Source organism: Nocardia sp. NPDC050378, from assembly GCF_040655675.1.
Lineage (GTDB): Bacteria > Actinomycetota > Actinomycetes > Mycobacteriales > Mycobacteriaceae > Nocardia > Nocardia coubleae.
The window spans coordinates 470,206-493,718 of record NZ_JBFAKI010000003.1 but is presented as its reverse complement, the minus strand read 5'-3'; the positions used below and the strand labels follow the sequence as shown (position 1 = coordinate 493,718).

Here is a 23,513-nt window from a genome sequence, read left to right as displayed (position 1 = left end):
GCAGGCAACGGAACAAGAAAACACGCCGGGCGCCCCGACAAAATCACACCCTCCCCTGCATTGTGACCATTCGAACGCCGTATACACCAACCGGCCGCGCCGAATCACAATCATGCCCGCACGGCTCTGTTCGGACGCACATCACTTCTGGACGGTTGATCACCACGCTTTGGTGGCGTCCGGCTCTCGAACGACGCCGCCACCAGAGCGTGGTGATCGCGTACTCGAGAGGGCCTGGTCGGGTTAGCGTTGGGAATGGACGATCGCCGGGTGGATCTGGATTCGCTGGTTTCGGAGGTTTCCGAGGGGGCTGTTGTTGTCGATGCCGATGTGATGGAGGGGTATCGGCAGGATTGGGCTCGCGATCCCGAGGCGGGGACGCCGGTCGCGGTGGTGCGGGCACGCGGTACCGCCGATGTGGCGGCCACGCTGCGCTGGGCGCAGGCGCGCGGGGTGCCGGTGGTGCCGCGCGGCGCGGGGTCGGGGCTCTCGGGTGGCGCGACGGCCGTCGACGGCGGGATCGTGCTGTCCACCGAATTGATGCGGGCGATCAGTGTCGATCCCGTGACGCGCACAGCGGTGGTGCAGCCGGGTCTGCTCAACGCGGAGGTGAAGCGGGCCGTCGCGGCGGAAGGGTTGTGGTACCCGCCGGACCCGTCGTCGTTCGAGATGTGCTCGATCGGGGGGAACGCCGCCACCAACGCGGGTGGGCTGTGCTGCGTGAAATACGGCGTGACCACCGATTACGTGCTCGGTATGGAGGTGGTGCTCGCCGACGGAACCGTGGTCCGTCTCGGTGGGCCTCGGCTGAAGGACTCGGCCGGGTTGTCGCTGACCAAGCTGTTCGTCGGCAGTGAGGGCACGCTCGGGGTCATCACGGAACTCACTTTGCGCCTGCTGCCCGCCCAACCACCGCAGGCCACCGTGGTCGCCGGTTTCGCCACACTCACCGCCGCCACCGACGCGATCCTCGCGATCACCTCGGCCTTGCGGCCCGCGATGCTCGAGTTCATGGACACCGTCGCGATCAATGCCGTCGAGGACGAGATGCGGATGGGGTTGGATCGCACCGCCGCCGCACTGCTCGTCGCCCGGTCGGACGCACCGGGCGAGTACGCGACGCACGAAGCGCAGACGATGCTGGAGCTGTGCGAAAAGGCCGGGGCGACAGAGGTTTTCCACACCGCCGATCCCGATGAAGGCGAAGCCTTCACCGCCGCGCGGCGGTTCGCGATTCCGGCGGTGGAACGGATCGGGTCGCTGCTGCTCGAGGACGTCGGTGTGCCGTTGCCCCGGCTCGGTGAGCTCATCACCGGCGTGGCCACCATCGGGGAACGCAACGATGTGCTGATCTCCGTCATCGCCCACGCGGGCGACGGCAACACCCACCCGCTGATCGTGCACGACCCCACCGACCCCGACAACACCGCCCGCGCCCACCGCGCCTTCGGCGAGATCATGGACCTGGCGATCACGCTGGGCGGCACCATCACCGGTGAGCACGGCGTGGGCAGGCTCAAGAAGGCCTGGCTACCCAACCAGGTCGGCCCCGAGGTGATGGACCTGACGCGGCGCATCAAGGACGCGCTCGACCCGGCGGGCATCCTCAACCCCGGCGCGGTCCTGTAGGAACATCCGCCGACCGCGACGGGTTAGCATCCGGTATGACCACCAGGCTCGAGCACAACGTCGCCGATACCCGCTACGAGATCTACCTCGACGATGTCCTCGCGGGATACGCCGACTACGCCGAACGTGAGGACACCAAGGTCCGCGACTTCCACCACACCATGACCTTCCCCGAGTTCCGGGGCCGCGGGGTCGCCGCCGACGTGGTCAAATACGGCCTCGACGACTCCCGGACCAACGGCTACCAGGTCGTGCCCACCTGCTGGTACGTCGAGAAGTACATCGCCGAGCACCCCGAATACGCCGAACTGGTCCCCTGAGCGCTCACCCGATCTCGCGGGCCAGTTGGTCCACGGCGATCTCGTAGACCCGCCGCAGCACCTCGAGCTCGGCGGTCTGGCTCTGCTCCGGCATCGAGGACAGCATCACCAGCGCGGACACCACGTACTTCCCGACCCTGGCGACCACGCGCTGCTGGGCGACCGGGGTCTGCACCGACGGCGCGCCCTCGACGCGCGTCTCCTGATTCCCGTTCGTCCGGATGACAACGGCTTCCGTGGCCACCGTTTCCGGCGCCGCCACCGTCGACACGGCCATCTTCAAGGTGCGGTCCCCGGTGCGCGCCTCGACGTTCGCGCACCGCTGCACCAGGCCGGTCAAACCCGCCACCGCCGAGTCGGATTCGACGATCTGGACAAGGAACACCGCCGGGCTCGTATTCGAAGCCACCGACTCGCGCGCCCCCGCGCCGATCGGATTCTCGATCAACGGACGGCACACCTCATCGGTGAAGGTGAGCGGTAACGCCGTACCCGCCTCGGCGGCGGTGATCCTGGCCGGCTTGCCCACCAGCGAATACCCGGCCGGATACTCGGCCAGCCGAGGCAACGATTTCAGCGCCACGATCCCCGGCGCCTCCTCGGTCGCACACCCGGCCAACGCCACCCCTACCCCCAGCACCGCGACCCACCGAACCATCCGGTCACGTCGCACCACATCACCTCGAGACTCACGCGGCCGCATTCCCGGCCACTCGGGCGATCACGCTAGTGAACCGAACTCGCGACGGAGGGCTACCCGTCACGAGCTGTGCCGACTACCAAACGGCGCGTATGTCATTCGGGTCTCCTGAACGAGTCATTGCAGGCCGCCGAACCGAGAGCTATGCTCCTCGGTTGCTCTCCGCGCGGAACGTTCGATGGCCGGCGAGGAACCGGATGGTGGCGAACCGTCACCCCGATTTTTCTGGACGGAGATCGATGATCGATTGGATGGCTCAGCTCCGCATCGAGACGGAGGTCGCGCACGTCGTCGCGAGCCAGGTGGACGAACAGGCGACCACGGCAATAGTGGACATCGGGCTCGACGGCAACCGGGTCGATGTCCGGTGCCAGGCGGACACACAGTTCACCTCAGAGGACTGGTCTTCGCTGAGCCCGCTGCTCACGGAGCTGATCTCCATGCACCACTACGCTGGCACCGGCCTTCGCGGGGTGCAGTACAACCTGTCGAAAAACCCCGATGCGACGTGGGCGTGCAGTTCCGCCTACGACTACGACCCACTGGCACGCAGGCACGCCACGGCGTCGAAACGGTCTCTCCGGCAACGCATGTTCGGCGGACGGTGAACGCTGTGGACAAAACGGAGTGTTTCCGGCTGATCCCGCCCGTTGCGGTGGGTTCGGTGGCGGCAACCTGGGCCGCCGAGTTCCCGCAGTTCGACTGTGTGGTCGGGTATTCCGACCTCGGGCATGTGTTCTTGGCAAGTGCGGCGGGTGAGTACGCGGTGCTGCATCCGTTCAAGGCCGCGGCCAAGAGCTACGGAACCTTCTCGGGGCCGGGGGAATTCGCCGACACCGTCCTCCGGGACCCCGGCTTCGCGGAGTACGTCATGCTGCCCGGTCACGTCGCCGAAATCCGTGCCCTGCTCGGACCGCTCGGCGACGGCCAGGTCTACATCCCGACGCCGTATCCGTTCCTCGGCGGGTCGATGGAGCCCACGACCTACACGGTCGGCGACGTGTGGACCTTCCTCGACCTCGTCGCCGAAGCGCACGGCCACAACACGGCCGACCGGACGCCCACGTTGATCCGCCCAGCGGACGAAAAGGTGGCGGTGGCGCTCGAGGAATGGGCGTGGATCGGGGTCGACGGGAAGCGGCCGGTGTTCACCACGCTGTTCGGCGACGTCTTCCTCGGCGACGAGGACGGCGTGTGGCTCCTGGACATCATCTCGGGAACGCTCACCCGCAGGTGGGCGTCGTTCCAGGAGTGCGAGACGGCCCTCAATGATCCGTCGCAAGGCCCACAGGTGCTGCGCGCCGATCTCGTCGCCGAACTCGTCGACCGCGGCATCACCTCGGCGGCCGATCAGGTCTACGACTTCAGTCATCCGCCCGTCCTCGGCGGCGCGATGACGGCCGACAACGTAGAAGTGCTCGACTTCGTCGTCGCGGTCGGGATCGCGGGCCAGGTTCACGAGCAGGCCAGGTTCGTGCCAGAAGGAGCGCGGGTGAGCGTCGAGGTCGCGCCGCGCCGTTCCGGCTGGCGAAAGTTGTTCGGCCGCAGATGAATACGAAACACCCCCGGCAGGGATCCTGCCGGGGGTGTTCGTGCTGAGGGATCAGCGCAGGAGCTGGCGGCTCATGACGAGGCGCTGGATCTGGTTGGTGCCCTCGTAGATCTGGGTGATCTTGGCGTCGCGCATCATGCGCTCCACCGGGAAGTCGGTGGTGTAGCCGGCGCCGCCGAAGAGCTGGACGGCGTTGGTGGTGACTTCCATGGCCACGTCCGAGGCGAAGCACTTGGCGGCGGCGGAGATGAAGCCGAGGTTCTTCTCACCACGCTCGGCGCGGGCCGCGGAGGTGTAGACCATGAGGCGGGCGGCCTCGATCTTCATCGCCATGTCGGCGATCATGAACTGGGTGTTCTGGAAGTCGGCGATGGACTTGCCGAACTGCTTGCGGTCCTTGGTGTAGGCGATCGTGGCGTCGAGCGCGCCCTGGGCCAGGCCGACGGCCTGCGCGCCGATGGTCGGGCGGGTGTGGTCGAGGGTCTGCAGCGCGGTCTTGAAGCCGGTGCCGGGCTCGCCGATGATGCGGTCGCCGGGGATGCGGCAGTTCTCGAAGTACAGCTCGGCGGTCGGCGAACCCTTGATGCCGAGCTTGTGCTCGAGCGGGCCGACGACGAAGCCCTCGTCGTCCTTGTGCACCATGAACGCGGAGATGCCGTTGGCGCCCTTGTCGGCGTCGGTCACGGCCATCACGGTGTACCACTCGGACTTGCCGCCGTTGGTGATCCAGCACTTGGAGCCGTTGATGATCCAGTCGTCACCGTCGGCCTTGGCGCGGGTGCGCATGGAGGCGGCGTCGGAGCCGGCCTCACGCTCGGACAGACAGTACGAGGCCATCTTGCCCTCGACCAGGTCGCCGAGGACCTTCTGCTTCAGTTCCTCGGAGCCGTTGAGGATCAGGCCCATGGTGCCGAGCTTGTTGACGGCCGGGATCAGCGAGGAGGAACCGCAGACGCGGGCCACTTCCTCGATCACGATGCAGGTGGCGACCGAGTCGGCGCCCTGGCCGCCGTAGGCCTCAGGCACATGCACGGCGTTGAAGCCGGCGGCGTTGAGGGCGGTGAGCGCCTCCTCGGGGAACCGGGCGTTGCCGTCGACGTCCTTGGCGTAGGGCGCGATCTCCTTCTCGGCCAGGCCGCGGATGGCGTGGCGCAGCTCGTCGTGGAAGTCCTCGAGCTTGAACAGGTCGAAATCGGGGTTTCCAGCCATCGAAGGCACACTCCTGGTTCTGGTGGTGTTCGCTGCGCCTCGCACAGCGGGCTTACGTCGGCACGCAGTGCCAATCCACAGAGGATTATACCCGGGGCACTCTGTCGCTACATGGGGATATGGGCGTGGCACCGAGTGTCACTTATGTGTGGTGTCGCGAGCCCGGTGACTCACAGGTTACCGAGGCGCGCGGTGAGCCGGTCGGCCAGCTCGCGCGGCGGCATGTCGCGCGGAAACACCGCGACCACCAGCTCCTCCCCCTCCGCCGCGTCGCGCCTGCCCCGGGGAATCAGCGCGAGTTCGGTCCGCAGATCGCTCACCGCCGCCCCCGGCTCGCCACGCACCATCCGCCGCAACAGGTAGTTGTGGGTGGCGGTCACCGCGGCCGTGAACTGGATGCGCGCCAGGTCCGGCGTCTCCGGCAGCCGTTCGCGCAGGAACTCGGTGAACAACCGCTCGTATCGGAACACGGTGACGATCTCGCGCTCCCGCAACGCGGGCACCCGCCGCACCACCTGATACCGTCGCGCCGCGATATCGCGCCACTGCGTGAACCGCTCGAACACCCCGATCACGGCCTCGCACACCGCATCCCACGGATCCCCCCGCACCTCGGCCAGGAACTCCTGCGCCGAAGCCAGCTGGAACTCGTGATCGGCGAAGATCACGTCCTCTTTCGACCGGAACTGCCGAAAGAACGTCCGCCGGGAAATCCCCGCCGCCACCGCGATCTCGTCGACCGTCGTCGCCTCATACCCCCGCTCGGCGAACAACCGCAACGCCTGATCAACCACCGTCAGCCGAAACTGCGCCGCATCATCCTGTGCCACGGACGTCAACCGTAGTCACCGCCCCGCAGTCACCTCACACGACACCGACAGACGTCGCCGGATCACTCCCCGAACAAGTCGGCGACCGAGGACACGTCCAGCGCCCGGCGCAACCAGGTCGCCAACCGCGCCTCGTCCTGACAGCCACGAATGCGATCCGCGGCCGCATCGGTGACATCCACACCCCTGTGCCGCAGCACCATGAGCACATCCTCGGCGCGCCCCATGGCGACGCCCTCCGCCCGCCCTTGCGCCCTGAGCTTCTGCGCGGATTCCGAGCGGAAGAACGAGAGATCGGTAGCCATGTGGTTCCTCCAGGTCTCGGCGGCTGCGGTGTGAGTTCGTGCCTCGTCAGTCGGCTACAATCCCAAGTACAAACTCACGGCACGCTCCAGACGTGCCATTTCATCCTGCGACAGATACGCCACCATGTCTCGGACGTACCGAACATCTAGAGAACGCATCTGATCCACGAGGAGCAGAGTCGAGGTGCCCAACAAGTCGATCCGCGGACGAAACCGCGAATCCTTCGCCGATGTCGAGGTCGGCACCACGGTCACCATCGACCAATCTATTTCACCGAGAACCACGCCGTAACGACGGCCACGCTGCTCATGACCTCGGTCGGCTTGGCCGAGGTCTATCTGATGGACCGCGGCGCGGATCACCAGGCATCCGGCTCGCGGCCGAGGTCCTCATCGCTTGTGTCGATCTGCTCCGCTTCCCGCTGGGCAGCGATGAGCCACTCCCTGCGCTCGAGTTCGTGCAGGGCCCGCCGAATAACGTCAGCCTTGGTTTCACCCGGTTTGGTGAGTCGTTCGACGAGAACTTGGTCGGCTTGGGTGAAGCGGATCCCTGTTGTCGAATTTTTGGCGTCGGACTTCTTCACAGCTCGACGCCTGGTCTGCGCCGAGCTGCGTTTACGTGCTTCAACGTCCATGATCCAATGTTAGCGCGCCTGTGCAACAGACGTGCAACAGAAGCTCGGTGGCATCAGCCCAGGAGTTTGGTGCGCAGGGTTTCGTCTTTGGCGAGGACCATTTTTTCGAGGCCGGCTTGGAACTGTTCCATGCGGGTGCGCAGGGATTCGTCGGAGGACGCGAGGATGCGGACGGCGAGCAGGCCTGCGTTGCGGGCGCCGCCGATGGAGACGGTGGCTACGGGGACGCCTGCGGGCATTTGGACGATGGAGAGGAGGGAGTCCATGCCGTCGAGGTATTTCAGGGGGACGGGGACGCCGATGACGGGGAGGGGGGTGGCGGAGGCGACCATGCCGGGGAGGTGGGCAGCGCCGCCCGCGCCCGCGATGATGACTTTCAGGCCGCGGCCTGCTGCTTCGCGGGCGTAGTCGAGCATGCGCTGGGGGGTGCGGTGGGCGGAGACGACGCCTACCTCGAAGCGGATACCGAACTCGGCGAGGGCCTCGGCGGCGGCTTCCATGGTCGGCCAGTCGGAGTCGCTGCCCATGATCAGGCCGACCTGGGGTCCGGTAGTGCTCATCTGATTCCTTTCGGCGGAGGTGCGGTGCGCGGGGTTGTCGTTCAGGTGGGCTTCACGCACCGGCACCGAAAGCCGGTGCCCGCGTGTCGATCTCGGGCCGAGCGCACGCCGGGATACGGCGTGCGCCGGTCGGCGGTTCACTCGCCGTGCGGGTCCCAGCCGTCGGTCCAGACCGCGTGCGACATCCAGTGCGCCGCACGCTCGGCCTGCTCACGGACCTCGGCCACGTCGTCGCCGAGGATGTTGATGTGCCCGATCTTGCGGTCGGCCCGCTCGCCCTTGCCGTAGAGGTGCACCTTGGCCTCGGGCAGCCGGGCGAACAGGTGGTGCAGCCGTTCGTCCATCGACATCTCGGGCGCCTCGGCAGCGCCGAGAATGTTCGCCATCACCGTGACAGGCGCCAAGGGGGTGGTGTCACCGAGCGGGTAGTCGAGCACCGCGCGCAGGTGCTGCTCGAACTGACCGGTCCGCGCGCCGTCCATGCCCCAGTGCCCGGAGTTGTGCGGGCGCATGGCGAGCTCGTTGACCAGCAGTTCGCCGTCGTGGGTCTCGAACAGTTCGACCGCCATCACACCGACGACGCCGAGCCCGGCCGCCAGCTCGAGCGCCATCGTCTCCGCGCGGGCACCGGTGTCCTCGGGCAGATCGGGTGCGGGCGCGATGACGACCGCGCACTGACCGTTGCGCTGCACGGTCTCCACGACCGGCCAGGTCGCCGCCTGCCCGAACGGCGAACGCGCGACCATCGCCGACAGCTCACGCTTCAGGTCGACCTTCGCCTCGGCGAGCAGTTGCACACCGTGCGCGAGCTGGTCGGTGACCAGCGCCGTCGCCTCCTCGGCATCGGCGGGCATCCACACCCCGCGCCCGTCGTACCCACCGCGCACGGCCTTGAGTACGAACGGCCAGCCGTGCTCGTCACCGAAGGCGACGGCGTCGGCGGGCGAGGTGACCTCGACGAACGCGGGCACCGGCAGACCGAGCGAGGACAGCTTGGTCCGCATCGCCAGCTTGTCCTGGGCGAAGATCAGCGCCTGGGGCGGCGGCGCCACGTTCACGCCCTCGGCGACGAGCACGTCGAGGTGCTCGGTCGGCACGTGCTCGTGGTCGAAGGTGAGCGCGTGTGCGCCCTTGGCGGCCGTGCGCAGCGCAGACAGGTCGTCGTGGCTACCGAGCACGACATCGGGACTCACCTGGGCGGCGGGGTCGCCGGGGTTCTCGGCGAGCACCCGCAGACGCTGGCCGAGGGCGATCGCGGCCTGGTGCGTCATGCGCGCGAGCTGGCCCCCACCGACCATCGTGACGGTGGGCATGGCAGACGGATCGAACGAACGTGCAGTCACGTCGTGCAATGTTGTCATGTCGAATGCGAATCTTTGCTACCGGTACACTCGGAACTCGTGTCAATCGTCGACGACGTGGTCAGCGTCCTTCCCCCGCGCCTGCGCGAGCTCGCGCTCCGGCATAAAGAGCTGATCAAGTTCGCCATCGTCGGCGCGACGACGTTCGTGATCGACAGCGGCCTGTTCTACCTGCTCAAATGGACCGTTCTGTCGGAAAAGCCGGTCACCGCCAAGATCATTTCCGGCGTGGTCGCGGTGATCGCGTCCTATGTGCTCAACCGGGAATGGTCGTTCAAGAATCGCGGCGGCCGCGAGAAACATCACGAGGCGTTGCTGTTCTTCGGTGTCAGCGGCATCGGCGTGGTGCTGAGCAATATCCCGCTGTGGATCTCGAGCTATGTGTTCGATCTGCGGCAACCGAATGTGAGTTTCCTCGCCGAGAACATCGCCGACTTCGTGAGCGCGTTCGTCATCGGCAATCTGCTGCAGATGGCGTTCCGGTTCTGGGCGATGCGGCGGTGGGTGTTCCCCGACGAGATGGACGAGATCGTCGCCGAACTGGAAGAGCTCGTCGAGGAAGAACCGCTCGGCAAGAGCTGAGCACGCGCGGTTCGTAACTCAGCGCGGTTCGGTCAGCGTCGAGTTCTGCGACCGGTTGACCTTGGAACCGAGGAAGACCGCGAACAGCGCCGGACGGCGACGCTGCAGCTCGAGCCTGCCACCGTCGGCTTCCACCAGCGCCCGCGCCAGCGCCAGCCCTACACCGGTCGATCCACCGGCCGAGAAACCCCGGTCGAAGATGTGCGGGGCCATTTCGTCGCGAATGCCTTCGCCCTCGTCGGCCACCTCGACACAGACCAGTGGATCGCGCGAACTCATCGTGGGGACCGTGCGCACCGACACCGTGCAGGTGCCGCCGCCGTGCATGAGGGCGTTGTCGACCAGCACCGCGACCGCCTCACGCAACCGCGAACCGGTGATCGGCGCGCGCAGCGATTCGTCGCCGATCAGGCTCAGTTCGCGGCCCGCCTCGTGGAACGGGTGCGTCCATTCGGCGACCACACCGCGCAGCTCGGCCATCACCGGCACCGGGTCGCGATCGGCGGCGTCCTCGGAGCGGGAGGCGCGAACCAGGTCGTCGATGGCGTCGGTGAGCCGGTCGACCTGCGCCATGGCCTCCTCCGCCTCGTGCACGACCTCAGGATCGTTGTGGGTCGACAGCTCGTCCAAACGCAACCGCACGGCCGTCAGACGGCTGCGCAGCTGGTGGGAAACATCGGCGACCAACGCGTGCTCACGTTGCAGCCGGCCCGCGATCTCGACGGTCGCCGAGTCGAGCACATCGGAGACCCGGTCGAGTTCGGCGATGCCGTGCCTGCGGGGGTCGGGCCGGAAGTCGCCCATCGCCAGCCGGGCCGCGCGGGCGGCCACATCGCGCAGCGGATCGGCGACGCGGCGCGCGGTCACCACGGCCACCGAGAACGCCGCGCCGAGCGAGGCGAGCACGGCCAGCGCCACTGCGGCGACGGCCTGCTCCTGGCGGGCGTGCATGGGTCCGGCGGGCACCTCGAGCCGCAACGACGCCGAAGTGCCCATCGACAGAGACTCCACCAGTGGATCGTCGATTTGCTCGACACCGATGTCGGTGCGCGCGGCATTGTCGGTCGGCGTGGGGTAGACGACGGTGAGCCTGCCGCCCTCGGGCACCAGCGCCCGGATGGCGCGCACGTCCAGGCCGTCGTGAACGAAGCCGTCGACCTGTTCCTGGGCGATCACCTCGGCCGCGATGCGTTCCAGCCTGCTCTGCAGATCGTTGCGGGTGATGTCCTCCACCCAGAGCCAGGCGGTGTAGATCAGCGGTACACCCAGCACCACCGTGGTGATGGTGAGGACGGTGAGGATCGACCGCAAGATGCGACGACGCACTACCCGTCAGCTCCGGTGCGTGTCGGTGTTGAGGCGAAAGCCGACCCCGCGCACGGTGACGATGCGCCGCTCGGCCATCGGGCCCTCGTCGCCGATCTTGCGGCGCAGCCAGGACATGTGCATGTCGAGGGTCTTGGAACCGCGCAGGTCGGCATCGCCCCACACCTCGCGCAGGATCGTCTCGCGGCCGACCACCTGACCGGCCCGGTCGATGAGCACCTTGAGCAGCTCGTACTCCTTGTTGGCCAGGTTCACCTCGGCCCCGTTCACCAGCACGCGGCGCGCCGCCGGTTCCAGGCGGATGCCGCCGACCTCCACCGCGTCGTCACCGATTCCGCTGCGCCGCAACAGAGCTCGCACGCGGGCGAGCAGTTCGGCGAGGCGGAACGGTTTGCCGACGTAGTCGTCGGCGCCCGCGTCGAGCCCGACGACGAAGTCGACCTCGTCGGTGCGTGCGGTGAGCATCAGCACCGCGATGTCGGCGCCGCCCGCGCGTACCTGCCTGCACACCTCCAGCCCGTCCATTCCGGGCAGGCCGAGGTCGAGGATCAGCAGGTCGTGATTGCCTTCGAGAGCGCGGCGCAGCACCGCCGGGCCGAAGCGTTCGACGGTGACGGTGTAGCCCTCACGCCCCAGTGCGCGCGACAGGGGTGCGGCGATCGCCTCGTCGTCCTCGGCCAGAAGTACTGCGGTCATGTGCCCAGGTTAAGTGGTCTGGACCCGCGACTCACCGGTAGCCGCCGCCCCAGTGCTGATCGTTCGGCGAGCGGCCCGCCTCGAAAACCTGGTGGTAGAGCAGCGAGTGCACCTGCTGCACCTGGGGGATGTCGTCGTATTCGAGCGGCTCCTCCGACGACGACCCGATGATCAGGGTGCCGGTGCCGAGCAGCCGGTCGAAGACGCCGTGACTGAACTGCACGCTGGAGATACGGCTGAGCGGGATGTCGATACCGGTGTGGGTGAGCACGCCCTCACGCACGAGCACCCGCCGCTGGGTGACGATGAAATGCGTTGATTTCCAAGCGATCACCCGCGCGATCACCCGCCAGGCGATGATCCCGAACCAGATCAGGCCGATGAGCACCAGCAGCACGGTTCGCACGTGCCCGGTGGTGTTGCGCCAGGCCAGCCCGCCGAGGAAACCGGCCAGGGCGGTGGCGACGATGAGCGTGATGATCGGCCAGACCAACATCTTCCAGTGCGGGTGGCGGTGCAGGATCAGCTGCTCGTCGGGCGCGAGGACATCCTCCGGGTAACCCATATGCGCACAGTACCGCGCGATGACGGTGCATTTCTCGATGCCACGGCGGAGGCGATACTGTGGATTCCGCGCTAGAAGCCAGGTTTTGCCCATTTCTCCTTGCTCGACAACGACAGTGGAGGCTCGCATGACCAAAGCTCTGACTCAGCTCGAAATCCTCACCGCTCTCGAACCCGTCGCCGAACAGAATCTGAACCGGCACCTGTCCATCGCCAAGGACTGGCACCCGCACGACTACGTGCCGTGGGACGAGGGGCGCAATTTCGCCGCGATGGGCGGAATCGATTGGGAGCCGGAACAATCCAAGCTCACCGATGTCGCCAAGGCGGCGATGATCACCAACCTGCTCACCGAGGACAACCTGCCCTCTTATCACCGGGAGATCGCCGAGAATTTCTCCCAGGACGGCGCCTGGGGTACCTGGGTCGGTCGCTGGACCGCCGAGGAGAACCGGCACGGCATCGTCATCCGCGACTATCTGGTCGTGACCCGAGGGGTCGACCCGGTCGCGCTGGAGAACGCCAGGATGATCCACATGACCCAGGGCGCCCACGCACCGGCGAACTGGGGCGGGTTCCTGGTCAATGTCGCGTACGTGACGTTCCAGGAGCTGGCCACCCGGGTGAGCCACCGCAACACCGGCCGCGTCTGCGACGACGCCGTCGCCGACCGCATGCTCGCGCGCGTGGCCACCGACGAGAACCTGCACATGATCTTCTACCGCAACCTGTGCGCGGCCGCCCTGGACCTGGTCCCCGATCAGGCGATGCCCGCGATCACCAAGGTGCTCACCAACTTCCAGATGCCCGGCGCGGGCATGCCGAACTGGCGCCGCAACGGCGTGCTGATGGCCAAGCACGGCATCTACGACCTGCGCCAGCACCTCGACGAGGTGGTGCTGCCGGTGCTCAAGCAGTGGAACATTCTCGGCCGCACCGACTTCGGGCCCAAGGGTGAAGCGGCGCGCGACGAGCTGGCGCAGTTCCTGGCCAAGCTCGAGAAGGACGTGCTCAAGTTCGAGGAGCAGCGCGACCGGTTGCTGGCACGCGAACGCGAGGTGGCCGATCGCAAGGGAGTCGGCGCCGCCGCGCGCTGATCGCCGGACGGCCGCTCGGCTCGTCGGTCAGGCACCCGTCGCAAGACGACCACGGTGCCTGTCCGGCGGGTGCGCGCCGCCGCTGCCGCGCCGCGTCCCGGCAGCGTGGCCCGGCGCCCTCGGCCGAACTATGCGCGGCGAACCGCCTCAGTACTGTCCGCGCAGGTGGGTCACATCGCCCGCCGACACCGCCTGATCACCGATCAGCAGTCGGCCGGTGCTGTCGACATCGGTCGCCACACCGGTGAGCGCCTTCCCGCCCGGCAGCTCGGCCCGCACCTCCACCCCGATGGTCGCGCAACGCTCGCGGTAGGCCGCGGCGAGGTCGTCGGTGGCCCAACCGGACCGCTCCCACTCGGTGAACCGGCGCGCGAACTCGGTGAGGATCGCGGCGGCCAGCACGGTGCGGTCGGTGGTCCGCGCCCCGGCCAGCGCGAGCGAAGTCGCGTGCGGCACGGGCAGTTCCGATTCGTCGAGGTCGACGTTCATGCCGACACCGACCACCACGGCGGGTGCGACACCGGTGGCCGCCACCTCGGCGAGAATGCCTGCCAGCTTGCGATTGTCGAGCAGAACATCGTTGGGCCACTTCAATTCCGGCGAAAGACCCGCCGTGCCGCGCAACGCGTCGACCACCGCGATCCCGGTGAGCAACGGCAACCAGCCAAGCGCCACCGGGTCGATTCCCGGCAACCGGACCAGGATCGACAGCGAGATCTGTGCCCGGGGCGGACTCACCCACTCGCGGGCGTGCCGACCCCGCCCGGCGACCTGCTCCTCGGCGAGCAGCGCCTGCCGGTCGACAGCGGGGTCGGCCACGCGGGCCACCAGATCGGCATTGGTCGAACCGGTCGATTCGACGACATCGATCCGGTCGAAGAACACCGGTGCCGGGGAGACGAGAGAGCTGCGCAGACGTTGCGCGTCGATCGGTGCCCTGTTCATTCCTGGCACGCTACCTGTCGCCGCGTGCTATGGGGCATCACCACACCTAGCTGCGGTTTCTGTACTGGCCGGTAGGCGTACTGCCGTAGTGCGGGGCGGTGTCACTCGTTACACTCGCAACCCATGACGAGTGTCCAGCAGCAGCCCGCGTCGGAATCGGCGGGCGCCCCCGACATCCACACCACCGCCGGGAAGCTGGCTGATCTGCGGAATCGGCTGGAAGAAGCGCAACACCCGATGGGTGAGGCCGCCGTCGACAAGGTGCACGCCAAGGGCAAGATGACCGCCCGCGAGCGCATCCTCGCACTGGTCGACGAGGGCTCCTTCGTGGAGCTCGACGCCCTGGCCAAGCACCGCAGCGTGAACTTCGGACTCGAGAACAACCGCCCGACCGGCGACGGCGTCGTCACCGGTTACGGCACCATCGACGGCCGCGACGTGTGCCTGTTCTCCCAGGACGTCACCGTCTTCGGAGGCTCCCTCGGCGAGGTGTACGGCGAGAAGATCGTCAAGGTGATGGACCTGGCGATCAAGACCGGTCGTCCGCTGGTCGGTATCAACGAGGGCGCGGGCGCGCGCATCCAGGAGGGCGTCGTCTCCCTCGGCCTCTACGGCGAGATCTTCCACCGCAATGTGCAGGCCTCCGGCGTGATCCCGCAGATCTCGCTGATCATGGGCGCCGCCGCCGGTGGGCACGTGTACTCCCCCGCGCTCACCGACTTCGTGGTGATGGTCGATCAGACCTCGCAGATGTTCGTCACCGGCCCCGACGTGATCAAGACCGTCACCGGTGAGGAGGTCAGCATGGAAGACCTCGGCGGCGCGCACACCCACATGGTGAAGTCCGGCGTCGCCCACTACGTGGCCTCCGGCGAGCAGGACGCGCTGGACTACGTCAAGGACCTGCTGAGCTACCTGCCGAGCAACAACCGCGCCGAGGCACCGCGCACCGAGCCCACCGACCCGATCTTCGGCGCCATCGAGGACTCGCTCACCGAGGAGGATCTCGAGCTCGACACGATCATCCCGGATTCGCCGAACCAGCCCTACGACATGCACGAGGTGATCCGTCGTCTGCTCGACGACGACGAGTTCCTCGAGGTGCAGGCCGAGCGCGCGATGAACATCATCGTCGGTTTCGGCCGGGTCGACGGGCGAAGCGTCGGCATCGTCGCCAACCAGCCCACCCAGTTCGCCGGCTGCCTCGACATCGACGCCTCGGAGAAGGCCGCGCGCTTCGTGCGCACCTGCGACGCCTTCAACATCCCGATCATCACCCTGGTCGACGTACCCGGCTTCCTGCCCGGCACCGGCCAGGAATACAACGGCATCATCCGCCGCGGCGCCAAGCTGCTCTACGCCTACGGCGAGGCCACTGTGGGCAAGATCACGATCATCACCCGCAAGGCGTACGGCGGTGCCTACGACGTGATGGGTTCCAAGCACATGGGTGCCGATGTGAACCTCGCGTGGCCGACCGCGCAGATCGCCGTGATGGGCGCCTCGGGCGCCGTCGGGTTCGTCTACCGCAAACAGCTGGCAGAGGCCGCCCAGAACGGCGCCGACGTCGACGCTTTGCGCCTCGAGCTGCAGAACGAGTACGAGGACACCCTCGTGAACCCGTACGTGGCCGCCGAGCGTGGCTACGTCGACGCGGTCATCCCGCCGTCGCACACGCGAGGCCAGATCGTGTCGGCGCTGCGACTGCTCGAACGCAAAATGGTGACCCTTCCCCCGAAGAAACACGGCAACATTCCGCTCTGAAATCGCGATATTCCTCGTGTGCCGCGCACACTTGTTGGGGAAATCAACTATTGCCCGGTGCTGTTGTACCGGGAATGATCGCGGACACCGCGCCGTGAACCGAAGTACGCGCAGGAAGGATCTGGCACTGTGACCACTGTGGCAGAAGAAGACGTGCTGACCGCCGCCGAGCTCGAGCTCGCTGTCGAACCAGTCGTCGACGAGGTCGAACTGTCTACCGACACGCTGGCCCAGGCCCCGGCAGAACCCGCCGGTGAGCCGCTGTTGCGCATTCTCAAGGGCTCGCCCACCGACGAGGACGTCGCGGCGCTGGTCGCGGTGTTCAGCGCCGCCGCCGCGAGCGCACCGGCACCGACCGCGCCGCAGCCGGTCGACGGCTGGGGTCAGGCGACGCTGATGCACCGGGGTTCGTCCCCGTTCTCGCCGTACGTGTACCCGCTGCTGTCGCACCTGCGCTGAGGGTGACCCGGCTGGTCTTGGCCTCCGCGTCCCCCGCCCGGCTCGGGGTGCTCCGGACGGCGGGTATCGATCCCGTCGTCCGCGTCTCCGGCGTGGACGAGGACGCGGTCTCGGGCGCGCTTCCCGCTGATACGTCCGCCGACGATGTCGTTGTCGCCCTGGCCCGTGCCAAGGCGCTCGACGTGGCCGGCTCCATTCCCGAACTCGCCGCCGACTGTGTCGTCGTCGGCTGCGATTCCATGCTGCTCGTGGACGGGCGGCTGCAAGGCAAACCGCACACCCCCGAGGTGGCGCGCGAGCGCTGGGCGAGCATGGCCGGGCGCAGTGCCGATCTGCTCACCGGTCACTGTGTACTCCGCCTGCGCGACGGCGAGATCGTCGCCGAATCGGCCGAATGCAGTTCCACCACCGTGCATTTCGCCAAACCAGGTCCGGACGAACTCGAGGCCTACATCGCCACCGGCGAACCGCTGCAGGTGGCGGGCGCGTTCACGCTCGACGGTCTCGGCGGCTGGTTCGTCGACCGGATCGAGGGTGATCCGTCGAGTGTCATCGGAATCGGGCTACCACTGCTGCGCAGGCTGCTCGAAGACGTCGGCGTCGGTGTCACGCAACTGTGGCGGGACGCGCGGTCCTGACGGCGTGATCATGCGCTGACCGGCCTGGTCCTCGCCGATTGCCGACCGGGCGGGCCGCTCGCCGTGCTCCTCGGCCGCCTGCTCGACGGCTTCCGCACCGAGGGTGAGTTCCAGCCTGGCACGGCACAGTTCCGGTTCGGTGAACGGGTGCAGCCGCACCTCCACCCGGCCGCGCGCACCATTGCGTTCCAGCACTTCGCGCATCAGACCCACGTGCACTCCGCACACCACTTCGGCGTGTGAGCGTGCCAGTTCGCGCAGCGGGCAGGCGGTGAGATTGATCCCGACGTGCTCGTCGGTCTCGCCGACCGGGTCCTTCTCCGGCGCGAAGCCGAGTTCCGACATCAGCGACATGGTGATGTCACGGGCGTCGGCGAGGGTTTCCACCTGATGGGAGCCGATATCCATGCGACGACCCCAGGCGCGGCCCGCCTCGATGGCGGCGGCGGAGCGGCTGAGCGGATCGGGTCCGAGGTGGTCGGCGAGCACCTGTGCCAGTTCCTGATAGCCGACCGACCGCTGCACCGCGCGATAACCGATGCGAGGTCGGCCACGTCCGCGCGGGGGTTGCTGGAACTGGCGCACGAGCGATTCGCGGGTGAGAACGTCGAGATGGAAACGGACGGTGGTGACGTGCTGTCCGGTGATGCGGGCCAGTTCCTGGGCATCGAGGGGCTCGGTGGCGCCACGTAGGATCGCGAGCAGTCGCCGTCGCGGCCATGAATCGGACATAGCTCACCCCTCCTCTCCAGAGACTTTATCGGACAGCTCTGCGCTTTATTCGCCCATTGCGTCGATTCGTGATGTGCCACCACAGACATACCATCGGCTACGGCCTCGACACTGCCGCACCCGCCCAACTCTCGCGTGAAGGACCACACTGTGCCCGTCGCCCCGGATCCGCACCCCGCCTACGGTTCCTACGCAGTCCCGCATCGATTGGTAACCACCGAATGGCTGTCCGCAAACATCGGGGTGCCCGGTGTGAAGGTCATCGAATCCAACGACGACATTCTTCTCTACGACATCGGACATGTGCCCGGCGCGGTCAAGATCGATTGGCGTGGTGATCTGAGCGACCCGGTGACCCGCGATTACATCGATGGTCACCGATTCACCGAACTGATGCGCGCCAAGGGTATCCGGCGCGAGGACACCGTGGTGATTTATGGCGATCGCGGTAATGCCCAAGCCGCGCACACCGCCTGGATCTTCACCCTGTTCGGCCACGAGGACGTGCGCCTGCTCGACGGCGGCCGCGACGCCTGGATCTCCGAGGAACGCGACACCACCTTCGACCCGCCCGTTTCCGAGCGCAGCGACTACCCGGCGGTCGAGCGTGACGACGGGACCGCCCGCGCGTTCCGCGAGGAGGTGCTCGCGCGTCTGGGTCGCCCGCTGGTGGACGTGCGCTCGCCGCAGGAGTACGCGGGTGAGACAGGCGGCGACAAGGAACCGGAAACGCAACGGGCGGGTCATGTGCCAACAGCCGTTAACATCCCGTGGACACTTGCCTGCTCACCCGATGGAAGATTCCGTTCGCGCGCCGAACTCGACGAGGTCTACGGCGCCCTGCCCGCCGAGGATCTCGTGGTCTACAGCCGGGTCGGCGAACGCTCCAGCCACACCTGGTTCGTCCTGACCTTCCTGCTCGGCCGCAGGTCGGTGCGCAATTACGACGGCTCGTGGATCGAATGGGGCAACTCGGTTCGCCTGCCGATCGCCGCGGGCGACGAACCGGGCACCGTCGATCAGCGGAATTGAAACGGGTTCACAGGTCGGCGCGCCGCGTAGTGTGACCTACGACCTACTGAACAGTAGGGCTAGCCGAGTTCGGGGCGAATTGGCACACTGCCTACACTCGCCCGAGACGAAAGTTGTCGATACCGGGCGCGGGGCCCACACGGTGACCCGTCCGAAGCGACCAAAGATTGCACACAGGAGGCTCAGTGCCCAGCCATGCCAGCGCACGGATCACGAAGGTACTCGTAGCTAACCGCGGCGAGATCGCGGTCCGCGTGATCCGGGCTGCCAAGGACGCGGGGATCACCAGCGTCGCGGTGTACGCCGAGCCCGATGCCGACGCTCCCTTCGTGAAGCTCGCCGACGAGGCGTTCGCCCTCGGTGGCCAGACCTCGGCCGAGTCGTACCTCGTGTTCGACAAGATCCTCGACGCCGCCGCCAAGTCCGGCGCCGACGCGATCCACCCCGGCTACGGCTTCCTCTCCGAGAACGCCGACTTCGCCCAGGCCGTCATCGACGCCGGGCTCATCTGGATCGGCCCCTCGCCGCAGTCGATCCGCGACCTGGGTGACAAGGTCACCGCCCGCCACATCGCCGAGCGCGCGCAGGCCCCGATGGCCGCGGGCACCAAGGACCCGGTCAAGAACGCCGACGAGGTCGTCGCGTTCGCCAAGGAATACGGCGTCCCGGTCGCGATCAAGGCGGCCTTCGGTGGTGGTGGCCGCGGCATGAAGGTCGCCCACACCATCGAGGAGATCCCCGAGCTGTTCGAGTCGGCCACCCGTGAGGCCGTCGCCGCCTTCGGCCGTGGTGAGTGCTTCGTCGAGCAGTACCTCGACAAGGCGCGCCACGTCGAGGCCCAGGTCATCGCCGACCAGCACGGCAACGTCGTCGTCGCCGGTACCCGTGACTGCTCGCTGCAGCGCCGCTTCCAGAAGCTCGTCGAGGAGGCGCCCGCGCCGTTCCTGTCCGACGAGGTCCGCGCCAAGATCCACGACTCCGCCAAGCGCATCTGCCGCGAGGCCGGCTACTACGGCGCGGGCACCGTGGAGTACCTGGTGCAGGGCGAGACCGTGTCGTTCCTCGAGGTGAACACCCGCCTGCAGGTGGAGCACCCGGTCACCGAGGAGACCGCGGGTATCGACCTGGTGCGCCAGCAGTTCCGCATCGCCGAGGGTCACGAGCTGAGCATCACCGAGGACCCCGCCCCGCGTGGTCACTCCTTCGAGTTCCGCATCAACGGTGAGGACGCCGGTCGCGGCTTCCTGCCCGCACCCGGCCCGGTCAACGTGTACCGCGAGCCCTCGGGCCCCGGCGTGCGCGTGGATTCCGGTGTGGTGGCAGGCAGCGTCATCGGCGGTCAGTTCGACTCGATGCTGGCCAAGCTGATCGTCACCGGTGAGAACCGCGAGCAGGCGCTGCAGCGCGCCCGTCGCGCGCTGGCCGAGTACGAGGTCGAGGGTCTGGCGACGGTCATCCCGTTCCACCGCGCGATCGTCGAGGACCCGGCGTTCATCGGCGACGGCGAGAAGTTCGACGTCTACACCAAGTGGATCGAGAACGAGTGGAACAACACCGTCGAGCCGTACACCGGCGGCGGTGCCCCGGCCGACGACGACGAGGAACTGCCCCGGCAGAAGGTCGTCGTCGAGGTCGGTGGCCGTCGCGTCGAGGTGTCGCTGCCCGGTCAGTTCTCCCTCGGTGGCGGCGCGGCCGGTGCGGCCGGTAACGGTGTGGTCCGCAAGAAGCCCAAGGCGCGCAAGCGTGGTGGTGCCGGGGCCGGTGCCGCTTCCGGTGACGCGGTGACCGCGCCCATGCAGGGCACCGTGGTGAAGGTCGCCGTCGAAGAGGGTCAGACCGTCGAGGCAGGTGACCTGATCGTGGTACTCGAGGCCATGAAGATGGAGAACCCGGTCAACGCGCACAAGGCCGGTGTGGTCACCGGGCTGGCCGTCGAGGCGGGTGCCGCCATCACTCAGGGCACCGTCCTGGCCGAGATCAAGTAACAGGATCTGTTCGCGAACGGACGCCGGTCTCTTGTAGACCGGCGTCCGTTCGCGTTCAGGGGCGATTGCCCTGAGTGAACGGGCGGCGAAGATCGCGGTCGCGGCCGGGCGCCGCGTCCGAGGCCTGTCGTACTGTGGGTCGGGTGACCAGCAGTGCGCACATCGAACCGGACTTCTCAGCCGCACCGGATCCGGTGCCGGTCGCCGAGGTGATTCGCGGCAGGCAGGCCGCCGGGCATCGCGACGACGGCCACCGTCTCGCCCTGGTGATGGAGGGTGGCGGCAGCCGGGGGGTGTATTCCAGCGGCATGGTGCAGGCGCTCGAGGAACTCGGGCTGTCGGCGGTGTTCGACGCGGTGTACGGCACGTCGGCCGGAGCGATCAACGGGGCGTGGCTGCTGTGCGGGCGGGCCGCGTCGGGGATGCGGTCGTGGACGGATCGCACCATCATGCGGCGAGTGGTCGACCCGGTACGGATCGTGCGCGGGCGACCGGTTTTCGACCTGCACTACCTGGTGCACCGGGTGTACGACGGGATCGAGCCGATGGACTTCCCGGCGATTCTCGCCAATCCGACCAGCTTCCATCCGATCGCCACCGATACCCGCACCGGGCAGCCGGTCGATCTCGCACCGTTCATCGTCGACAAGCCGACCCTGCTCACGGCTCTGCGCGCGTCGGCGGGATTGCCGTTGCTCGCGGGCCCGCCGGTGGAGCTGGCCGGCCGCAGCTATTTCGACGGTGGTCTCTCCGAGACCGTGCCGATCCGAAGCGCGGTGAGCGCGGGCGCAACCCATGCCCTCGTCCTGCGCACGCGACGAACCGGGGAACTACGTCCGCCCGCTCCCCTCGTGCACCGGGTGGTCGGCGGCGGATATCTGCGTGCGGTCGCGCCCGGCGCTTTCCGCGCGTGGTCGGCGCGACCCGGTCAGCAGGCGGTGGAGGACAGCTATCTCGCCGGCCTCGGTGTCCGGGTACTGCAGGTGCATCCCCCGGCCGATGCCCCACCGGTCGACAGCGCCGCCCGCGACACCACCCTGCTCACCCAGGCCCTCGACCTCGGCCGCGCCGCCGTCCACGCCCTGCTCGGTGAGCGGCCGAGCCCGGCCTGAGGCGACCCCCGGAACTCCGGGGCACCGATTTTGCCGGATTTCCCAGTTCTGCCCGCTCCCTTAGCGTCTCACCGGCGAGGGCACGAGCAGAGGAGACCGGGATGGGTACGCAGGTGCTGGCTCGACCGCTGGTGGAATCCGCTTGGTCATGAAGAGCCGGAGGAGCGGGCGTGGCATCCGGCAGTCCGGGTCCTGTTCCGGTTCACGTTCGTCACCGTCGGAATCGGGATGGCCGGCGCGTGGCTGCTGCACGCGCTGCTGCGCACGCTCGGCCTTCCGCAGCAGGTGGTGGCCGAGATCGGCAAATGGACTGCGCTGCACCCGCTCACGGACTGGGTGGGCACCCAGTTGTTCGATGTCCGGGTCGACTACACGGTCACCGGTAGTGGCGACACAGCCGCCAAGTGGATCAGCGTCTTCACCCTGATCCTGGTCGCGGTTCCGGTGACCGCGCTGTGGTCGGTACTCGACCGGCGGCGCCTCGACTATGCCCGCCTGTACGGCTGGTTCCGGTTGCTGGTGCGGTTCACGCTGGTGAGCGCGCTGATGCTGTACGGGATGATCAAGCTGATGCCGACCCAGATGTCGTTCAACCTGGAGCGGCTGGTCGAACCGTTCGGGCACATGAGCCCGATGGCCGTGCTGTGGGCGCAGTCGTCGCTGTCGGAACCGTACGAGATGGCCCTCGGGGCGGCCGAGGTGACGGCGGCGGTGCTGCTGATCCTGCCGCTCACCGCCGGGCTCGGGTCGGTGCTCGCGGTGATCGTCGCGCTGCAGGTGGTGTTGATGAACCTCACCTTCGATGTGCCGGTGAAGCTGTTCGCGCTCCAATTGCTGCTGTACGCGACGCTTCTCGCGGCACCTGATCTGGCCCGACTGGTCCGGGCCCTGCTCGGCGGCGCCGTCGAGCCGAGCCCGCCGACCACCCTGCTCACCTCACCGCGTGGCAACCGCTCGATGCTCGGTGCTCAGGCCCTGCTCGGGCTGTGGTTCCTCGTGGCCACGGCGGTCGAGGCCTACGACGGCTGGCACACCTACGGCAACGCCCGGCCGAAGTCGCCGCTCTACGGAATCTGGAATGTCACCGAATATTCGGTCGACGGCGAGCAGGCGCCCGCACTGGTCGACTTCGACACACCGGCAACCGGTATGCCGAGCGCGACCGAACGGTTCCGCCGCATCATCTTCGACATCCCGCAGGGCATGACCGCCCAGCGACTCGACGATTCGCTGGTGTCCTTCCCCGCCCGCGTCGACACCGGCAAGCAGACCGTCACCTTGTCCAAGGACACCACCCACCAGTGGACCATCGTGACCTTCACTTACTCTCGGCCACAGGAGGATCAGCTGATCCTCACGGGCGAGCTCGGTGGCCGCCGGGTGCGGATGCGGCTCGACCAGGTCGACCTCGACCAGTTCCCGGTCGTCTCACGCGGCTTCCACTGGGTTCAGGCCACGCCGTACTACCGGTGACTCCCCC

Annotated in this window: 26 protein-coding genes; 13 read left to right on the top strand and 13 right to left on the bottom strand. The window is 67.7% G+C overall.

All coding sequences use genetic code 11. The features are described from left to right. Positions 1-255 precede the first annotated feature (255 nt). Both AB0I35_RS09825 and AB0I35_RS09820 read left to right on the top strand, forming a co-directional pair. Positions 256-1,629 (top strand): FAD-linked oxidase C-terminal domain-containing protein, encoded by a 1,374-nt coding sequence (locus AB0I35_RS09825; protein ID WP_357395388.1) that lies wholly within the window; start codon positions 256-258, stop codon positions 1,627-1,629. 35 nt (positions 1,630-1,664) lie between these two features. Next, positions 1,665-1,949: a GNAT family N-acetyltransferase gene (locus AB0I35_RS09820; RefSeq protein WP_067490634.1), complete on the top strand. Its 285-nt coding sequence runs from the start codon at positions 1,665-1,667 to the stop codon at positions 1,947-1,949. Between the two features lie 4 nt (positions 1,950-1,953). Here AB0I35_RS09820 and AB0I35_RS09815 read toward each other — a convergent pair whose 3' ends face one another. Next, complete coding sequence (locus AB0I35_RS09815) at positions 1,954-2,622, bottom strand: hypothetical protein (RefSeq protein WP_357395386.1); 669 nt, start codon at positions 2,620-2,622, stop codon at positions 1,954-1,956. A gap of 266 nt (positions 2,623-2,888) precedes the next feature. Between AB0I35_RS09815 and AB0I35_RS09810 the strand changes: the two genes are divergently transcribed. Together AB0I35_RS09810 and AB0I35_RS09805 are read left to right on the top strand one after the other, a co-directional pair. Further along, entirely contained in the window at positions 2,889-3,257 is a 369-nt protein-coding gene (locus AB0I35_RS09810; RefSeq protein WP_357395385.1) for a hypothetical protein, read from the top strand. A 5-nt stretch (positions 3,258-3,262) separates the two neighbouring features. After that, positions 3,263-4,201, top strand: a complete 939-nt coding sequence (locus tag AB0I35_RS09805; RefSeq protein ID WP_357395384.1) for a hypothetical protein — start codon at positions 3,263-3,265, stop codon at positions 4,199-4,201. Positions 4,202-4,252: 51 nt separating this feature from the next. Here the strand turns inward: AB0I35_RS09805 and AB0I35_RS09800 are convergent, their stop codons facing one another. The 7 genes from AB0I35_RS09800 to AB0I35_RS09770 all read right to left on the bottom strand — a co-directional run bounded on the left by AB0I35_RS09800 (position 4,253) and on the right by AB0I35_RS09770 (position 9,101). Continuing rightward, on the bottom strand, positions 4,253-5,410 hold the full coding sequence (locus tag AB0I35_RS09800) for an acyl-CoA dehydrogenase (protein WP_181697534.1): 1,158 nt from the start codon (positions 5,408-5,410) through the stop codon (positions 4,253-4,255). Positions 5,411-5,580: 170 nt separating this feature from the next. Beyond that, complete coding sequence (locus tag AB0I35_RS09795; RefSeq protein ID WP_357146907.1) at positions 5,581-6,240, bottom strand: TetR family transcriptional regulator; 660 nt, start codon at positions 6,238-6,240, stop codon at positions 5,581-5,583. Between the two features lie 62 nt (positions 6,241-6,302). Further along, on the bottom strand, positions 6,303-6,545 hold the full coding sequence (locus AB0I35_RS09790) for a hypothetical protein (protein ID WP_357395383.1): 243 nt from the start codon (positions 6,543-6,545) through the stop codon (positions 6,303-6,305). A gap of 54 nt (positions 6,546-6,599) precedes the next feature. Then, the gene (locus tag AB0I35_RS09785; RefSeq protein WP_357395382.1) at positions 6,600-6,908 is read right to left on the bottom strand and encodes a type II toxin-antitoxin system PemK/MazF family toxin; all 309 of its coding nucleotides are present in this window, start codon (positions 6,906-6,908) and stop codon (positions 6,600-6,602) included. After that, complete coding sequence (locus tag AB0I35_RS09780) at positions 6,905-7,180, bottom strand: hypothetical protein (protein ID WP_357395381.1); 276 nt, start codon at positions 7,178-7,180, stop codon at positions 6,905-6,907. Before AB0I35_RS09780 ends, AB0I35_RS09785 begins: the two co-directional genes overlap by 4 nt. A 53-nt stretch (positions 7,181-7,233) precedes the next feature. Beyond that, the gene (purE, locus tag AB0I35_RS09775) at positions 7,234-7,740 is read right to left on the bottom strand and encodes a 5-(carboxyamino)imidazole ribonucleotide mutase (protein ID WP_357395380.1); all 507 of its coding nucleotides are present in this window, start codon (positions 7,738-7,740) and stop codon (positions 7,234-7,236) included. A gap of 137 nt (positions 7,741-7,877) precedes the next feature. Continuing rightward, complete coding sequence (locus tag AB0I35_RS09770; RefSeq protein WP_357395378.1) at positions 7,878-9,101, bottom strand: 5-(carboxyamino)imidazole ribonucleotide synthase; 1,224 nt, start codon at positions 9,099-9,101, stop codon at positions 7,878-7,880. 39 nt (positions 9,102-9,140) lie between these two features. Between AB0I35_RS09770 and AB0I35_RS09765 the strand changes: the two genes are divergently transcribed. Further along, positions 9,141-9,683 carry a GtrA family protein gene (locus AB0I35_RS09765; RefSeq protein ID WP_357395377.1) on the top strand — a complete coding sequence of 181 codons (543 nt, stop codon included), beginning with the start codon at positions 9,141-9,143 and terminating at the stop codon, positions 9,681-9,683. Between the two features lie 18 nt (positions 9,684-9,701). On the opposite strand, the gene AB0I35_RS09760 is transcribed toward AB0I35_RS09765, so the two are convergent. The 3 genes from AB0I35_RS09760 to AB0I35_RS09750 are packed head-to-tail and all read right to left on the bottom strand — an operon-like array spanning position 9,702 to position 12,270. Then, complete coding sequence (locus AB0I35_RS09760) at positions 9,702-11,009, bottom strand: HAMP domain-containing sensor histidine kinase (RefSeq protein ID WP_357395375.1); 1,308 nt, start codon at positions 11,007-11,009, stop codon at positions 9,702-9,704. A 6-nt stretch (positions 11,010-11,015) separates the two neighbouring features. Continuing rightward, the gene (locus tag AB0I35_RS09755) at positions 11,016-11,705 is read right to left on the bottom strand and encodes a response regulator transcription factor (protein ID WP_067490653.1); all 690 of its coding nucleotides are present in this window, start codon (positions 11,703-11,705) and stop codon (positions 11,016-11,018) included. A gap of 31 nt (positions 11,706-11,736) precedes the next feature. Then, complete coding sequence (locus AB0I35_RS09750; RefSeq protein WP_357395374.1) at positions 11,737-12,270, bottom strand: PH domain-containing protein; 534 nt, start codon at positions 12,268-12,270, stop codon at positions 11,737-11,739. A 127-nt stretch (positions 12,271-12,397) separates the two neighbouring features. Here AB0I35_RS09750 and AB0I35_RS09745 point away from each other — a divergent pair, with 127 nt between their 5' ends. Next, positions 12,398-13,366 (top strand): acyl-ACP desaturase, encoded by a 969-nt coding sequence (locus tag AB0I35_RS09745; RefSeq protein WP_357395373.1) that lies wholly within the window; start codon positions 12,398-12,400, stop codon positions 13,364-13,366. Positions 13,367-13,513: 147 nt separating this feature from the next. Here the strand turns inward: AB0I35_RS09745 and AB0I35_RS09740 are convergent, their stop codons facing one another. Continuing rightward, positions 13,514-14,311 (bottom strand): biotin--[acetyl-CoA-carboxylase] ligase, encoded by a 798-nt coding sequence (locus tag AB0I35_RS09740; protein WP_357395372.1) that lies wholly within the window; start codon positions 14,309-14,311, stop codon positions 13,514-13,516. A gap of 123 nt (positions 14,312-14,434) precedes the next feature. Between AB0I35_RS09740 and AB0I35_RS09735 the strand changes: the two genes are divergently transcribed. The 3 genes from AB0I35_RS09735 (at position 14,435) to AB0I35_RS09725 (ending at position 17,172) form a co-directional block, all read left to right on the top strand. After that, complete coding sequence (locus AB0I35_RS09735) at positions 14,435-16,075, top strand: acyl-CoA carboxylase subunit beta (RefSeq protein ID WP_067641427.1); 1,641 nt, start codon at positions 14,435-14,437, stop codon at positions 16,073-16,075. Positions 16,076-16,204: 129 nt separating this feature from the next. After that, positions 16,205-16,534, top strand: a complete 330-nt coding sequence (locus AB0I35_RS09730; RefSeq protein ID WP_357395370.1) for an acyl-CoA carboxylase epsilon subunit — start codon at positions 16,205-16,207, stop codon at positions 16,532-16,534. A 2-nt stretch (positions 16,535-16,536) separates the two neighbouring features. After that, positions 16,537-17,172 (top strand): nucleoside triphosphate pyrophosphatase, encoded by a 636-nt coding sequence (locus tag AB0I35_RS09725; RefSeq protein WP_357395369.1) that lies wholly within the window; start codon positions 16,537-16,539, stop codon positions 17,170-17,172. On the opposite strand, the gene AB0I35_RS09720 is transcribed toward AB0I35_RS09725, so the two are convergent. After that, entirely contained in the window at positions 17,098-17,904 is an 807-nt protein-coding gene (locus AB0I35_RS09720; protein ID WP_357395368.1) for a transcriptional regulator, read from the bottom strand. The genes AB0I35_RS09725 and AB0I35_RS09720 overlap by 75 nt on opposite strands. Positions 17,905-18,054: 150 nt before the next feature. Between AB0I35_RS09720 and AB0I35_RS09715 the strand changes: the two genes are divergently transcribed. The 4 genes from AB0I35_RS09715 (at position 18,055) to AB0I35_RS09700 (ending at position 23,506) form a co-directional block, all read left to right on the top strand. Then, positions 18,055-18,936 (top strand): sulfurtransferase, encoded by an 882-nt coding sequence (locus tag AB0I35_RS09715; protein WP_357395367.1) that lies wholly within the window; start codon positions 18,055-18,057, stop codon positions 18,934-18,936. Positions 18,937-19,121: 185 nt separating this feature from the next. Beyond that, positions 19,122-20,921, top strand: coding sequence for an acetyl/propionyl/methylcrotonyl-CoA carboxylase subunit alpha (locus tag AB0I35_RS09710; protein ID WP_357395366.1), 1,800 nt, complete (start codon positions 19,122-19,124; stop codon positions 20,919-20,921). A gap of 143 nt (positions 20,922-21,064) precedes the next feature. Then, complete coding sequence (locus AB0I35_RS09705) at positions 21,065-22,033, top strand: patatin family protein (RefSeq protein ID WP_357395365.1); 969 nt, start codon at positions 21,065-21,067, stop codon at positions 22,031-22,033. A gap of 228 nt (positions 22,034-22,261) precedes the next feature. Continuing rightward, complete coding sequence (locus tag AB0I35_RS09700; RefSeq protein WP_357395364.1) at positions 22,262-23,506, top strand: DoxX family protein; 1,245 nt, start codon at positions 22,262-22,264, stop codon at positions 23,504-23,506. The last annotated feature ends 7 nt before the right edge of the window (positions 23,507-23,513 follow it).

What these genes read in the sequence shown, in the direction of transcription:
- AB0I35_RS09825 (WP_357395388.1), top strand. Translation starts at nt 256, where the DNA reads ATGGACGATCGCCGGGTGGATCTGGATTCGCTGGTTTCGGAGGTTTCC.
- AB0I35_RS09740 (WP_357395372.1), bottom strand. Translation starts at nt 14,311, where the DNA reads ATGAACAGGGCACCGATCGACGCGCAACGTCTGCGCAGCTCTCTCGTC.
- AB0I35_RS09790 (WP_357395383.1), bottom strand. Translation starts at nt 6,545, where the DNA reads ATGGCTACCGATCTCTCGTTCTTCCGCTCGGAATCCGCGCAGAAGCTC.
- AB0I35_RS09810 (WP_357395385.1), top strand. Translation starts at nt 2,889, where the DNA reads ATGATCGATTGGATGGCTCAGCTCCGCATCGAGACGGAGGTCGCGCAC.
- AB0I35_RS09750 (WP_357395374.1), bottom strand. Translation starts at nt 12,270, where the DNA reads ATGGGTTACCCGGAGGATGTCCTCGCGCCCGACGAGCAGCTGATCCTG.
- AB0I35_RS09735 (WP_067641427.1), top strand. Translation starts at nt 14,435, where the DNA reads ATGACGAGTGTCCAGCAGCAGCCCGCGTCGGAATCGGCGGGCGCCCCC.
- AB0I35_RS09770 (WP_357395378.1), bottom strand. Translation starts at nt 9,101, where the DNA reads ATGACAACATTGCACGACGTGACTGCACGTTCGTTCGATCCGTCTGCC.
- AB0I35_RS09700 (WP_357395364.1), top strand. Translation starts at nt 22,262, where the DNA reads ATGGCCGGCGCGTGGCTGCTGCACGCGCTGCTGCGCACGCTCGGCCTT.
- purE (WP_357395380.1), bottom strand. Translation starts at nt 7,740, where the DNA reads ATGAGCACTACCGGACCCCAGGTCGGCCTGATCATGGGCAGCGACTCC.
- AB0I35_RS09820 (WP_067490634.1), top strand. Translation starts at nt 1,665, where the DNA reads ATGACCACCAGGCTCGAGCACAACGTCGCCGATACCCGCTACGAGATC.
- AB0I35_RS09745 (WP_357395373.1), top strand. Translation starts at nt 12,398, where the DNA reads ATGACCAAAGCTCTGACTCAGCTCGAAATCCTCACCGCTCTCGAACCC.
- AB0I35_RS09755 (WP_067490653.1), bottom strand. Translation starts at nt 11,705, where the DNA reads ATGACCGCAGTACTTCTGGCCGAGGACGACGAGGCGATCGCCGCACCC.
- AB0I35_RS09800 (WP_181697534.1), bottom strand. Translation starts at nt 5,410, where the DNA reads ATGGCTGGAAACCCCGATTTCGACCTGTTCAAGCTCGAGGACTTCCAC.
- AB0I35_RS09780 (WP_357395381.1), bottom strand. Translation starts at nt 7,180, where the DNA reads ATGGACGTTGAAGCACGTAAACGCAGCTCGGCGCAGACCAGGCGTCGA.
- AB0I35_RS09720 (WP_357395368.1), bottom strand. Translation starts at nt 17,904, where the DNA reads ATGTCCGATTCATGGCCGCGACGGCGACTGCTCGCGATCCTACGTGGC.